At 61.7% G+C, this 14,063-nt stretch carries 7 protein-coding genes; 5 read left to right on the forward strand and 2 right to left on the reverse strand.

Annotation, left to right across the window (positions count from 1 at the left end; genetic code table 11):
- Positions 1–178: 178 nt before the first annotated feature.
- The gene (locus IE071_RS00215) at positions 179–817 is read right to left on the reverse strand and encodes a response regulator (RefSeq protein WP_189439187.1); all 639 of its coding nucleotides are present in this window, start codon (positions 815–817) and stop codon (positions 179–181) included.
- Positions 814–3,840: a sensor histidine kinase gene (locus IE071_RS00220; RefSeq protein WP_189439188.1), complete on the reverse strand. Its 3,027-nt coding sequence runs from the start codon at positions 3,838–3,840 to the stop codon at positions 814–816. Before IE071_RS00220 ends, IE071_RS00215 begins: the two co-directional genes overlap by 4 nt.
- A 331-nt stretch (positions 3,841–4,171) precedes the next feature.
- Between IE071_RS00220 and IE071_RS00225 the strand changes: the two genes are divergently transcribed.
- The 5 genes from IE071_RS00225 (at position 4,172) to IE071_RS00245 (ending at position 13,840) form a co-directional block, all read left to right on the forward strand.
- Entirely contained in the window at positions 4,172–6,031 is a 1,860-nt protein-coding gene (locus IE071_RS00225; RefSeq protein ID WP_189439189.1) for a protease pro-enzyme activation domain-containing protein, read from the forward strand.
- A gap of 132 nt (positions 6,032–6,163) precedes the next feature.
- Complete coding sequence (locus IE071_RS00230) at positions 6,164–11,692, forward strand: autotransporter outer membrane beta-barrel domain-containing protein (protein WP_189439190.1); 5,529 nt, start codon at positions 6,164–6,166, stop codon at positions 11,690–11,692.
- 154 nt (positions 11,693–11,846) lie between these two features.
- Entirely contained in the window at positions 11,847–12,104 is a 258-nt protein-coding gene (locus IE071_RS00235) for a hypothetical protein (RefSeq protein ID WP_189439191.1), read from the forward strand.
- A gap of 10 nt (positions 12,105–12,114) precedes the next feature.
- On the forward strand, positions 12,115–12,417 hold the full coding sequence (locus IE071_RS00240) for a hypothetical protein (RefSeq protein WP_189439192.1): 303 nt from the start codon (positions 12,115–12,117) through the stop codon (positions 12,415–12,417).
- A gap of 223 nt (positions 12,418–12,640) precedes the next feature.
- Positions 12,641–13,840, forward strand: a complete 1,200-nt coding sequence (locus IE071_RS00245) for a TIGR03032 family protein (protein WP_189440820.1) — start codon at positions 12,641–12,643, stop codon at positions 13,838–13,840.
- Positions 13,841–14,063: the final 223 nt, after the last annotated feature.

Here is a 14,063-nt window from a genome sequence, read left to right on the forward strand (position 1 = left end):
ACTGGCGTGGCGGCAGCGTGGCATCTTACTGGTGGTCGCATTTCCGCTGGCGGCTACGGCCCTGTATCTCGCCTATGCGATCTGGCTGAGCAAACGTGGGTGACTCAATGCCGGCAACGGGTCGCGTTTAGCAGTAGCGTGGTCGGCACATGGCGTCTTTGCGCGAGCTGGCGTTGGTCTATCTCTGGTCTGACTGCACCAGGCCAAGCTTGTAGCTCAGCGCAACTGCTTTGCTCCTGGAAGCAACACCAAGTTTGCCGAGAATGTTTCCCACGTGAAACTTGATCGTGTCTTTGGTGACGGCCATTTCCCGGGCAATTTGAAGGTTGCTATGCCCTCGCACCAGCCATTGCAGCACTTCCAGTTCGCGCGCGGTCAGGTCGGGGCGGACGGCGATCTCGTCGGCCTTGCGTCCCACCGCAGGCGACAGATATCGACCGCCACGGAACACTGTGCGGATGGCGCCCAGCAGTTCCTCGGAAGGAGCGTTCTTGAACAGGTAGGCATGCGCGCCCGCCTGCAGGGCCTTGCCGATCTCGCTGCCGCCCGCGTTTGCGGTGAGTACCAGGAATCGTGCGACGGCGGATTGCCGGCGCAGGATCGTGATCAGTTCGATGCCACTGAGGTCGGGAAGCGACAGATCCACCAGGGTGACATCGGGCGTCTTGAGCGCAAACAGCTCGATCGCTTCGGCTGCACTTGCCGCCTCGCCGACGAGTTCCAGATCTTCCTGATAGCCGACAATCGAACAGAGTCCGGCGCGGACGACCGGATGGTCGTCAACCACCAGCACCTTGATTTTCGGTTGCATGCTCATCCGTCGATTCTCGACACGCCGGCGCCGCGCAGGCGTTGCCACCACCTCGTCAACAGGCCGGGTCGCGGAATGCTGAGGAATATCCTTGTACCCGTTCCGACTTCACTCGTCACCTCGAGCCTGGCGCCCAGCGACAACGCACGATGACGCATGTTGCCCATACCGTGTCCGCGCGCATGTTCGCGTGCATCACTATCGGGATCGAAGCCGGTCCCGTCGTCCGTCACGGCGAGGCGCAAGGTGTCCGCAGCAAACGTCAGATTGATCGATATGGTTCGGGCGCTGCCGTGCTGCATGGCATTCGACACGGCCTCCTGCGCGATCAGAACGATGTGGTGCTTCGCTTCCGCCGGTACGACCCACGCTGTTCCGGACGAATGTACATCCAGTTCATCCACGCGTCCGCCGGTCAGTTGCCTGGCCATCGCCGAGAGTGATTCGAGCAGACTCTTCTGGTCCAGTATCGGTGGGCTGAGGTTCAACACGGAATAGCGGGCGTCATCCAGACTGCTCTTTGCCAGGTCGCGGGCCGCTATCAGATGCTTCGACGTCATCGCCGGCGCACGCTCCATGCTGATAAGCGCGGCCTCCGTCTGGAAAACGATGCCGCTGAGACCCTGGGCCAGGCTGTCATGGATTTCGCCGGCAATGCGCTGCCGCTCCTCCAGTACGGCGGCTCTGGCATGAAGCCAGTTGACCCGCATCCTATAGAAGCCCAATAGCACCAGTATTGCCGCGAGTCCTCCCAGCAGGTGAAACCACCACGTCTGGTAGAACTGTGGCAATAACTCAAAATGGAGGATGCCCTCGCGACTGCCCCAGCGGCCCGCATCATCACTGGCGCCCACGTGAAAGGTGTAACGCCCAGGCGACAAGTTGGTGTATTGCGCCACGCGCTGCGCGGAACCGGCAATCCACTGCTCATCGAAACCGTCCAGGCGATAGCGGAACCGCGTCCGCTTCGGTGTCGAGAGGTTGGGCGCTGTGTAGTGAATCTCCAGCCGGCGCGTGCCCGCTGCCAGTCGCACCGGCGCGGCAAGGTTGGTATCCACCTCGTCGGCGAGCAACTGCTCCACCATGGCGGGCCGCGGCTGATCGCTGAGGGAAATCCGTGCGGGATCGACCACGACCAGGCCCCGAGGGGTCGGAAACCACAATCTTCCATCGTGTGCGCGCCAGCTGGAAGGTTGCGTACCCGTATTGGTTTCGCTGCTTTTCATGCCGTCGGCTTCACCGAAGACCAGCGGCTGCATCATCGTCCCAGTTCCCACAGCTATAGCATCAAGCTCGTGCGTGGTGAGGCGGTAGATGCCCTTGTCGGATCCGATCCACAGATTTCCGGCACGATCATCCTGGATGCTGTTGACCGTATCGTTCAGCAGCCCCTGACGGGTGGTGTAACGGGTGATGTGACCGTGCTCCAGCCGGAACAGGCCGCGTCCTATGGTACCGATCCACAACACGTGCTTCGCGTCGATATGCAGCGCGACAATCCATGCATGCGCGAGCAGCGGATTATCCGCGTAGCTCTTGATGTGGCCGTCGGTGACGCTGTTGAGTCCATCACTGGTCGCGATCCATAGTGTTCCCTTGTCATCCTCCGTCAGTGCGTAGATGAAATTGGACAGTAAGCCGGTCTCCCTCGAATACGTGGTGACCCGGTCATCAGCACGACGCACCAAGCCCCCGCCGCGGGTCGCGATCCAGAGTGCGTGCTGGTGGTCCTCGACGATTGCGGTGAGGAGGTAATCAGGAATGCCGTCACGTGCCACGAGCCCGGGTACGACATGCCCGTCGGTCATCCTGGCCAGCCCATTCCGTGCCGTCCCTATCAGCAGGTTTTGCTGATGATCCTCAGCCAGCGCCCAGACGTCATTGCTTGGCAGTCCGTCAGCTGTCGTGAATACGTGGAAACGATCGCCATGCAGCTGGTTTAGCCCTGCAGGAGTGGTCACCCAGATATCGCCCGCGTGATCCTCCATCACCGAATAGGTGCGGTCGCCAGCGAGTCCGTTCTCTCGGGAGTAGCTGGTAAAACTTCCATTTTGGAAACGATCCAGGCCTCCTTCGTTGGTACCGACCCAGATATTTCCGGCGCGATCCTCGTACAGGGAAATAATCTCGTTGCTGCTCAGTCCATCCTTCGTCGAGAAATGTGTGACCTGCTGGCCGCTGATTTTGAAAAGCCCTGCGGTCAAGCTGGCGATCCAGAGGTTTCCATCGCGATCTTCCAGAATGTCATGAATGCCTGCGCCGGCAATGCCCGGAATTATCCAGGGCTGGAAATGGCCATCCATTCGTCGCGTCGGTTCTGCGTTCTGGGTCTTGACCCACAACATATCCTTCGCATCGAGGCCCATGTCGATCACGTCGTTGCCAGGCAGACCGTCCCTGCTCGTATACGCCACGAACTTGTCGCCAGTCAGTTGGTCAAGCCCGCTAGGCGTCGCAACCCACAACGAGCCGTTCCGATCACCGAGGACACGTGCCACCGGGTCGCCAGATAAACCGTCAGCGACGGTATAGGTTCGGATCACCTTTCCGTCTTTGACGTGGGTCATGCCGCCATACCCGCCCAGCCAGACACTGCCGTCAACGGTGACCGCGAGAGTGAGCGCGCCGCGCGCAGCCACCGAGTCGAAATGGGAAAACCTGCCGCCGCGATAGATCGTGACGCCGCCATGGGATGTGCCGATCCATAGCGTTCCATCGCCGTCTTCGGCCAGGTCGCAGATCCAGTCGTCCTCCAGCGCCGGCGTGTTGCTGCGATCGAAATTCGTGAAACGCACCCCGTCGAACCGGGCCAGGCCCGCTTGCGTGCCGATCCACAGATAGCCGTCTTTCGTCTCGAGAACTTTCATGACCGAGCTTTGCGGAAGCCCGTCGGAAGTTCGCCACGAAGAGTGCACGTACTGCGTCAGGGCCTTGGACGGATCGAGCGCGATCGCCGATCGCAACGGCGCCATCGCACAAAGCAGTGCAAGCGCCAGCTGCAAGAGTCGCCGTTGCAAGCACACCATCATCGTCTCGTCCCCGCGTGGTCGAGACCCACTGTAGGCCATCCCACGCGACGGCGTGGCATCGGCGCGCGTGCGGTTCCCTAACCTACCCATTGGAGTAGGGCGAACCTACCGGCACTGCGGTCGTCCCGGCGAATGCCGTGTGCCAGAGTTGCTGCAGATAGCCGGGGACGCTTTCGAACCGTCGCGCGACGCGTGCGGTGAATCGTTCGGCCAACGGGCACAGCCAGGGCAAGCAGTGTCCGTTACGTAATGCCAGGGTGGCTCAGATCTTTCGCGTTCCCGGAATCATCCGGGTTGTTTCGTAACCACCTTTGCATGGGGTCGAATGACCATGAAGACGTTTTACTACTCTCCATTTCAGGCGCTGGCCCTGAGCGCGACGCTGGCACTTGCCGCCGCTGCGGTCATGTCCGCGCATGCCAGTGACATCATCATAGGCACGGACGTCGCGGTGAGCAGCACCACCACCCTGCGCCAGGGCGATGCTTTCGCCGGCGTGTTGCCGCATACGCAGCCGCTGCACATTGTGGTGGCTCTGAAGTTGCGCAACCCCGTCCAGCTCCAGAGCCTGGTCGCCGCGCATGGCACGCTGGCACCAACCCAGTTCTCCGCGCTGCACGCTCCCACGCAGTTGCAGGCACAAGCGGTCGCGAAGTACCTGAGCCAGACCGGCTTCACCCATGTGGTGATCGCGCCGAACAACATGCTGGTGTCGGCGGACGGAACCGCTGGCATCGCGCAGGCGGCGTTCCGCACCTCGTTCGCGCGAGTGCAGACGCTCGATGGGCGCGCGGCTTTCGCCAACGACAGCGACGCGCACATTCCAGCGATACTGCAGGACAGCGTGCTGTCGGTGATCGGCTTGCAGAACGTCTACCAGGTGCACAGCTTCGCGCAGCGCATGCAGCCGAAGGCCAACGGCGCCACGTTCTCGATCACCGGACATAACCCGCTGGAGTTTTCGTCGATCTACGGCGGCACCGGCGTGCAGACCGGCGCCGGCGTCACTGTCGGCATCATCAGCGAAGGCGATCTCACACAGACCATCGCCGACCTCAACACATTCACCGCCAACAACGGCCTGACTACCGTGTCCACGCAGGTCGTCAATACCGGCACGCCTAGCGGCGATACCAGTGGTACCACTGAATGGGATATCGACGGGCAGGACATCGTCGGCGCGGCTGGCGGACAGATCGGCAAGATCATTTATTACGTTTCTCCCGCGATGAGCAATCCGGACATTGTGGCCGCCTTCAACGGGGCGATGAACGCCAACGCGGCGAAGATCATCAATGTCTCGCTCGGCGAATGCGAAATCGGCGCCAAGGCTGACGGCTCGGCAGCCGCGGCGGCACAGATCTTCCAGGCTGCGGTCGCGCAGGGTCAGACCTTCGCCGTCGCCACCGGCGACAGCGGCGCGGATGAATGCAAGAACGGCGGCATCACGCCGAGCTGGCCGGCCAATTCGCCGTACGTACTCGCGGTAGGCGGCACCACACTCAACGCCTCGACCACGACCTGGGGCAGCGAAACGGTCTGGATCGGCGGTGGCGGCAGCCCCAGCACCTACGAGCTGAAACCGAGCTGGCAGAACGCGCTGGTGCCCGGCCTCAAGCGCGGTGTGCCGGATATCGCGATGGAAGGCGACCCCGACTCGGGCGCGATCATCGTCGTCAACGGCGGCTATCAGCAGTGGGGTGGCACCAGCCTGGCGACGCCGATCTTCGTCGGCCTGTGGGCGCGCATGATCGCGATCAAGGGAACCTCGATCGGCTTTGCGCCGCCGCTGCTATACCAGCTTCCCTCTACGGATTTCCACGACATTACCGTCGGTACCAATGGTGGCGAAGCGGCGAAGATCGGCTACGACTTCGCCAGTGGCCGCGGCAGCGTGATTCTCAACCGCTTGGTCGGACAGCTCGGCGCACCCAGTCCGCTGGTGCCGGACTTCAGTGTCACCGCCAGCGGCCTGGTCGCGAAGTTCACCGACCTTTCCACCGACAGCGCCGGCACGATCACTTCGCATCTATGGGCATTTGGCGACAACGGCACATCCACTGCCGCCAATCCCAGCCATCTGTACCCCAAGGCAGGTGTCTACACCGTGTCGGAGACGGTGACGGACAACGCCGGATACGCCTTGGCAAAAACCACCAGCGTGACGGTTGGCTCCGCGCCGCCCAAGTAATCGCGTCATGGCTTGCTGCGCGTCCGCGCCGCTGGCCACCACCGAATGGATCGTCATCGCCGCCGCACCGCGACCGGAACCCCGGACGCGGCCCGCGCGATTCCAAAAAAACCGAAGGGGTCTGGTCAGCTGATGAATGCAAACACGAGCAATCGAACAAAAGCACTTCGAGTCGACCAGGCCCCCAAGGTCACGCCCCTCACGCACGCGGTGCGTGCGGCGCTGGCCATCTCCTTCACGCTGTTCGCCTTGGGCGGTAGCGGAGCAGCCATCGCTGCCGGCACCTGCGTCACCACCGTGTCGAACACGGTCTCGTGCAACGGCGATTTCACCGAGACACTGCCCGGTACGGTATTCGCCCCAGTCGCCGATCTCACCCTTGTCGTCGGCGACAGCCTGCCCAGCAGCGTGATCCCGGGCGCCGGGCTCATCGGCATCGACGCGACTTGGGGGGGCAACGTCGGCGTGGTCAGCGCCGCCAACATCACGACCGTCGGTGCGGACGGCATCCATGCGGTCGGCACGACATCGGCCCTAGTCACCAACAGCGGCAGCGTCAATACGGATGTGACCGGCTCCGCCGCAATCGCGCTGAACGTGGTCGCCAACGGCGACGTCGGCGTCGTTAACAGCGGCAACATCAACGCGTACAGCACGGATGTCGATGACGTCACCGCGGTGAATGTCTATACCGACAGCGGCAACGTCACGTTCGACAACCAGGCCACCGGCGGCATCACGGCCACGGCGCAGGACGGCAACGCCATCGCGGTCAATGCGTCGGCCGCCGCGGGCATCGCAACCTTCAGCAACGAAGGCACGATTACCGCCAGCTCGGTCAACGGCATCGCGATCGGTGTCCTCGTCAGTGCCTATGGCGACGTGGGCGTCACCCATAGCGGCAACCTGTCGGCGACCTCCACCAACTATCAGGCCGTGGGTCTGCTGGCTTCGTCGGCCACGGGGATCGCCACGGTCGATAGCAGTGGTTCGATCAGCGCCACCGGCGGCCAGGATCAGGCGATCGCCCTGGAGGCCTTCGGCCAGACCGGTGCCAGCGTCACCAATAGCGGCTCCATCAGCGCGACATCCGCCACCGGTACCGCCACTGGCATCCTCGCGCAAACGGTGTACGGCAACGCAACGATCGACAGCAGCAGCGGCCTGAGCATCACCTCGGGTTACAACGCCGTAGGCCTCTCCGCCATCAGCACCTACGGCGACGCATCGGCTTCGGGTTCGGGCTTCACCCAGGTGATCGGGCACGGCGGCATCAGCCATGTGATCGAGGCGTACTCGGTGAATGGCAACGCGACCGCCAGCAACAACGGCTTCAATCTTTCGGGTGCCTACAACGGCAGCGCCGTCGGTGTGTCAGCCATCAGCGGCAACAGCACTGCCAGCGCCAGCAACAACGCCTACATGCAGATCATTGCCAAGGGCGACAGCTCGAATTACGCCACCGCCATACTCGCCAAGACCTATAACGGCGATGCCAGCGCCAGCAACAGCGATACCGCCGTGGCCTATTCCAGTCATGGTGTCGCCATCGGTATGAAGGTTGATGCTGCTGGAGGTGATGCACTGGCTACCAACACTGGCACGATCATCAGCCAGAATTTCCTGTTCGCCAACGCGGACGGCATCCGCGCGGTGTCCTCCACCGGAAAATCGACGGTGAACAACTCCGGCACCGTGGTCGGTGACTCGCTACAGATCCTTGGCTACCCGTTTTCGTTCACGACGGTGCTGGGCATCGGTGCGCAAAGCTATTCCGGTACGAGTGTCACCAACTCCGGCATCGTTCAGGCTGTGGGTCCCTGGTTTGTCGATGGCATCAAGGCCATTGCGCTGTACGGCGATGTCGGCGTGACGAATACGGCCAGTGGCACCGTATTCGCGAGTGGGCTCGCGCCCGTCGGCATTGGCGCCTACGTCGGCTACGGCTTGTCCTACCATGCCACGGTCAACAACGACGGTGCGGTCCACGTCGTGCAGACGGGCGACTGCTTCTGCAGCGGCATCACGCCGGACGGCATCGGCATCGCTGCAGCGTCCAACTATGCCGGCGGCGTGCAGGTCAACAACAACGCGACCGGCAGTATCGTCATTTCGACTCAGCACGGCGGCACCGGCATCAGCGCGAATACCTATAACGACGTGGCTGGGGTGGACAACGCCGGCAGTATCGCCATCAACAGCAGTGCCTACAACGCATCCAGTTTCGGCATTTTGGCGTTCAGTGCCTACGGCGCCGTGGGCGTGGTCAATAGTGGCAGCATCACGCTCACGGCTGCGCCCGCACCCGGCCTGGGTCACTATACCTTTAACGACATGATCGGCATCTACGGCAAGACCGGTCGCCATCACAACGTCGGCTACGGCTCGGGCTATTACGGTGCGCTGGACACTACCATCACCAATAGCGGTGACATCGACATCCGCGCCTCGCAGGGTGATGGCATCCTCGGTGTCGCACAGTACGGTTCGGCGCTGGTATCGAACTCGGGCAACATCCGCATCGACGATACGTTTGGCGGTTACGGTGTAGTGGTGCAAACCGGTTTCAACGGCCTGACCACGATCGGCAGCGCCGGCATCGACAACACCGGGCTCGTGCAGGTCTACGGTTCGCAAGGTGCACGCGGCCTGATTGCCCGCGTTTCCGGCGGCAACGCGATCGACATCACCAATGAAGGCGACGTGGAGGCCTCCGGCGAACTGGGTGCCGCAGGCATATTCGCCCGCAACTACAACTACACCGGCAACGCGATCAACGTCACCAACACGGGCAGCATTGGCGCGCACAGCGCCACCGGCGCGCTCTACGCCGCCAATGCCATCAGCAGCAGCCTCCACGCCGAAGCAATCGGTGTGCGCACGTACAACTACTCGGGCGTCACCACGGTCAACAATGGCGGCGACATCGTGGCCACCGCAGCCACGTCCAACCCGTTGTCCAGCAGTGCGATCGGTGTCTACACGAAGAACGGCTACGCCACCCACTATGGCGACACCGTCATCGCCAATACCGGCACGATTACCGCGGCCGACATTTCCAGCAATGGCAAGCCAGCCTTTCATGCACAACACGGCGCCTGGGGCGCGGGTATCGCCGCGGTCGGCACGTACGGCAACTTCGATATCAGCAATACCAACAGCATTGTCGCCAGCGCCAAGTCGGCGTATTTCGACAATAGCGGACTCACCACGGCCAATGGCATCTCGGTGATCTCGAAGGTCGGCAGTGTCGCGCGTACGCTGACGCTGGGTGACATCTCGCTGGTCAACAGCGCGACCGGATCCATCTCGGCCAGCGCCGAAAGCAGCATCGGTACCGGTACTACCACTTTCGCCAGCGGACTCGATGGTCTGGTGACCGTGGGCTCATACGGCAGCGGCCTGGTCAGCACCCTCCATGGCATCACGATCGACAACGAAGGTAGCGTGCTGACAAGCGCCATTACCGACGCTGCAGCCGCCGGCTCGTCCACCGCGATCGGCCTGTCGGCAGTGAACGGCTCGGCGCAGGGTTACGCCAAGGTCATCAATAACGGCATCGTGTCGAGTCAGGCCAACAGCGAGAGCGTGGCCAATGCCACTGGCATCTTCGCCACGGCGAACGACATCACCGTCACGTTGAACGCCGCCAGCAACATCGTGGCCACGGCGACTGGTGGCAGCGGCACTGCGATCGGTCTGTTCGCTTCCGGTGCGACCATTGCGGCAAGCAATGCCGGCATCATCGACGCCACCTTCATCGGCAGCGGCGGCAGCGCCAATGGCGCAATGATCACCTCGGCCAGCGATGTGGCCTTCACCAATACGGGCAACATTGTCGCCAGCGCGGATAACGCCGTGGGCGTAAACCTCGTCAGCACCACGGCGACCACACTGACCAACAGTGGCATGATCAGCGCGGTGTCGCCGAGTGGGAATGGCGTGGCGGTATTGACGGGTGCGTCGAGCGATACCATCACCAACACCGGCACAATCAACGGCGCAATTCAAACCGGTGCTGGCGACGATACCTTCACCAATGCCGTGGGCGGCGTCTGGAATGCGGTGGGTGCCTCGGACTTCGGTGCCGGTGACGACATCATCACCAATGCCGGCACGATCCACCTGAGCAACACGACGATCAGCCTGGGAAGCGACCCGATCGGTAACCAGTTCGGCAATGCCGGCCTGATCACCGTTTCAGGCACCAATGCCATCACCATGATCACCGGCACGTCGGCGAACCCGAATGCGTTCACCAACAACGGTACGTTGAATTTCCAGAACGGTGTGGTGGGCGACACGCTGGCGATCACTGGCAACTTCGCCGGCAACGGCACGATCAACATGGACGTGAGTGGCCTGCACGGTACCAGCGATCAATTGGAGATCATCGGCAACGTGCTCGCCGGCAGCGTGAACACGGTCAACGTGCACGTGCTGGATGATCCGACCGCCGCCTCGACCGTCATCCCGCTGGTCACAGTGACCGGAACTTCCGTCGCCGGCTCCTTCGTGCTGGGCAACGTGGTGCAAGACAAGAGCTTCCTGGAACTGAGTGAGGTGCTGCTCACCAACATCGACCCCAGCAACACAACCAGCGATGCGTTCTCGCTCGGTCAGACCGTGACAGCGCCCCCGGCTCCGCCCGCGCCCCCGGCTCCACCAGCACCGCCCGCCCCTCCGGCTCCACCCGCCCCGCCACCGATCGTGGGCATCGGCGAAAGTGTGAGCGGTCTGAGCAACCTGGGCACACTCGCGGTGTCGGCGGCACCGGGTGCGCAGAGTCTGATGAATAGCCAGATCGGCACCTTGGAACAGCGCATGGGCGCAGTCAGCCAGACGCTCAAAGGCGGCGTGAGCCTGTGGGCTCGTGTGTTCGGCGACAGTGGCACGGTTGATCCCAGTCACAATGCCGGCAACTTCGGCCAAGGCGGTAACTTCTCTTTTGACCAGAGCAACACTGGTGAGGAGGTGGGCGTGGACTTTGCGTTCACCGACGAGCTGAAGGCTGGTCTGTTGGTGGCAAAGAATCAGGCTAACCAGCATCTCGATGGCAGCAACTCAGGTTCTGGTCAGATCAAGGGCACCACCAGTGGTGTCTATGCGACCTGGATTTCGTCGACTGGCGCCTACCTCGATGCCTCGTTTCGCTCGATGAGCTTTACCAGTCATCTCAAGTCGGCCGCAGGCGAGGCATGGGTCGAGGGCGATGCCGATGCCTTTAACGTGGAAGCAGGCAAGAGCTGGACACTCGGCAACGGCCTGCAAATCGCTCCGCAACTGCAGTACACGTGGAACCGGGTCAACAGCGTCAAGTCCGATTCGGCCACGTTGGCGGGCTTCCAGTCCGGCGGTGACAACTCGTCGCGCGGCCGACTGGGTGTGATGGTCAGCAAGAGCTATACGGCGGATGCAGGCACGACATGGACGCCGTATGTCGGGATCTCCGCGGTGCATGAATTCGACGGCACCAACCGTTACACGATCAACAACACGTTCTACGGTGAAACCAGCACGCAAGGCACCAGTGCGTTGGTCGAGGGCGGCGTCAACGTGAAGATCCGCAACCTCGCCCTGTACGGCGGCGCAAGCTGGCAGGACGGCGGCGCGATGAAGAGCTTCTTCGGTGGGCAGGTCGGGTTGCGCTACACCTGGTAAGGCAGCGGGGAGGGAGTCCGGTAGATGCAGATTTTCCGGGCTTCTTTTCCCGAGGACACAGCAAATGGCAGCAGCCCCGAATGATATCGAAGGCTGCTCTAGGGAGAGCGTCATAGTAAACAAGTTACATGGAGCAGGGTCCGTCGAATCTCAGATGAGCCTGGCTCAAGATGGTGCCCGGGTATTCACGCCTGGTCAGCAGCGTGTTCTAGAACTGGAAGATGGAGACAGTTTCTTGTTGCAGACGATTCTGGTCGACGAAGACAACAGTGTCATCCCGCGGTGGCGTTACCGCAGCGCGTCACAAATCGCTACTCGTCTGACGAGCTGGGCGCGGGAGCGCCATGTGCTGGTCGCATATCGCATGATCGACAAGAACACCGCCCGGATCTGGCGACTCGGTACGATCTGATGAAGCAGGCATGAGCATCACCGTATTCGAGGGTTACACGGTCGGCAAGATCGAGCGGGGTATCCCATTTCCGAACGGGAGCAGGAGGCCGCTTTCCATCGAACAGCAGCGGGTCCTGCAAATGAAGGAGGGCGATAGTTTTGTGCTTGTAGTGCGCTTCGATGGGTTTTCGACCGACAACGCTAGGCGACTCGCGCAGTGGGCGCGAACGAAGGGCATTCGCATCATGCAGCGCAAGATCGACCACGACTCTGTGCGAATCTGGCGTGTGGGAGCCATGAAGTCCGATACGCCAGACCAGCCACAGAAATGATCATGAGCCACGCATGCAGGGTTGGCCCGGACGACACCCCCGATTTTCTCCTGGCCATCGTCGAGGATGGCGCTTCGAGCAAGCTGCGTGGTCAAACATCTGCCGGCGCATCATGATCTGAAGGCGTACTCTCAGAGGGTGAATACTTCGACGCGAAGTCAGTCACGAGAATGTGGAGAATGATGTGACAAGCAAGCAGGAAATTTCGGGTCACGCTGTGTCGATGGCTGGCATCCCGGGCGACTTCGAGGCAGGTTCACAACCTGTTGTACCTGAGGTTTTTTTACCAGCGGATCCTGCGAAATCTGCACTGTCATCTGCAGATTCGCCCGTAGAGATCACCGCACAGGCCGCTGTGGACGTTCCCAAGCCACGAGTCGTCGACAAAAGCTGTTCACGCGGGCTAGCGGGATGGCTGGCCGGCAACAATTTGTCGCTGGCGATCTCGTCCTATCAGACCGGTCGCGTCTATCTGGTGGGTAGCGACAAGCAAGGCCGCGTGTCGTTCTTCGAGCGACTGTTCGAACGTGCCATGGGCATTGTCGGCAACGCCCAACGCATTTATCTGGGCGGCCTGTACCAGCTGTGGCGCTTTGAGAACGTGCTGCGTTCGAACGAGGTCATCCACGACCAGTTCGACAAGTGCTATGTGCCGCGCAACGCGCAGACCATCGGCGATCTGGATATCCACGAGCTGGGCATCCGCAAGAATGGCAAAGTGGTGTTCATCAACACAAAGTACTCGTGCGTCGCCGAGCTAAGCCAGACGCACAGCTTCAAGGCGATCTGGAAGCCGGATTTCATCAGCAAGATCGCACCGGAGGATCGTTGCCATCTCAACGGGCTGGCGATGGTCGACGGCGCCCCCAAGTACGTCACCGCCGTGTGCAAGAGCGATGCGGTGGATGGTTGGCGCGATCGGCGCCACAACGGCGGTGTGGTGATCGACATCGACACCAACGAGATCGTCTGCGAAGGTCTGTCGATGCCGCATTCGCCGCGCTGGGCCAACGGCAAGCTGTGGGTACTGAACGCGGGCACCGGGTATCTGGGCTGGGTGGATTTTGCGACCAAATCGTTTGTGCCGCATGCGTTCCTGCCCGGTTTCGTGCGCGGCCTGTCGATCTTCGGCAATACCGCAGCGGTGGGTCTGTCCAAGCCAAGGAATCAGCGCTTCGAAGGCCTGCAGCTGGACGCGGAACTGACCAAACACGACGTCGAGCCGTGGTGCGGCGTGCAGATCATCTCGCTCACCAGCGGCGATGTGCTGCACTGGATCCGTTTTGATGGCGACATCTCCGAGATCTTCGATCTGTGTTTCCTGCCGAACGTGCGCAACCCGATGATGGTGGGACTGCGTACACCGGAGATCCGCGAGCTGATCACGTTTGAAACCGAACTGATGATGGAGGTGACCTCATGAACCTTACTTGCGAAGGATGGGTCCGGTGATTTGCATAACCGCAGCACAACTCGTGGTCAACATGGTGCAGGCGCCGTCGCGCTGAGGTCATACGTGGCTTTGCCATCAGCAAACACGTCGCCGCGACATGTGAGCCTCGCGCGAAGCACTGCACCGGATCATTGCTGGCGCGGACAGCCGTACGTCTTGCGCCGCTGCACGAGCAGATGAGCGACGCGTTGGA

Origin of the sequence: Rhodanobacter panaciterrae, assembly GCF_014651895.1 — a bacterium.
Lineage (GTDB): Bacteria > Pseudomonadota > Gammaproteobacteria > Xanthomonadales > Rhodanobacteraceae > Rhodanobacter > Rhodanobacter panaciterrae.

What these genes read in the sequence shown, in the direction of transcription:
- IE071_RS00245 (WP_189440820.1), top strand. Translation starts at nt 12,641, where the DNA reads ATGGCTGGCATCCCGGGCGACTTCGAGGCAGGTTCACAACCTGTTGTA.
- IE071_RS00230 (WP_189439190.1), top strand. Translation starts at nt 6,164, where the DNA reads ATGAATGCAAACACGAGCAATCGAACAAAAGCACTTCGAGTCGACCAG.
- IE071_RS00235 (WP_189439191.1), top strand. Translation starts at nt 11,847, where the DNA reads ATGAGCCTGGCTCAAGATGGTGCCCGGGTATTCACGCCTGGTCAGCAG.
- IE071_RS00225 (WP_189439189.1), top strand. Translation starts at nt 4,172, where the DNA reads ATGAAGACGTTTTACTACTCTCCATTTCAGGCGCTGGCCCTGAGCGCG.
- IE071_RS00240 (WP_189439192.1), top strand. Translation starts at nt 12,115, where the DNA reads ATGAGCATCACCGTATTCGAGGGTTACACGGTCGGCAAGATCGAGCGG.
- IE071_RS00215 (WP_189439187.1), bottom strand. Translation starts at nt 817, where the DNA reads ATGAGCATGCAACCGAAAATCAAGGTGCTGGTGGTTGACGACCATCCG.
- IE071_RS00220 (WP_189439188.1), bottom strand. Translation starts at nt 3,840, where the DNA reads ATGATGGTGTGCTTGCAACGGCGACTCTTGCAGCTGGCGCTTGCACTG.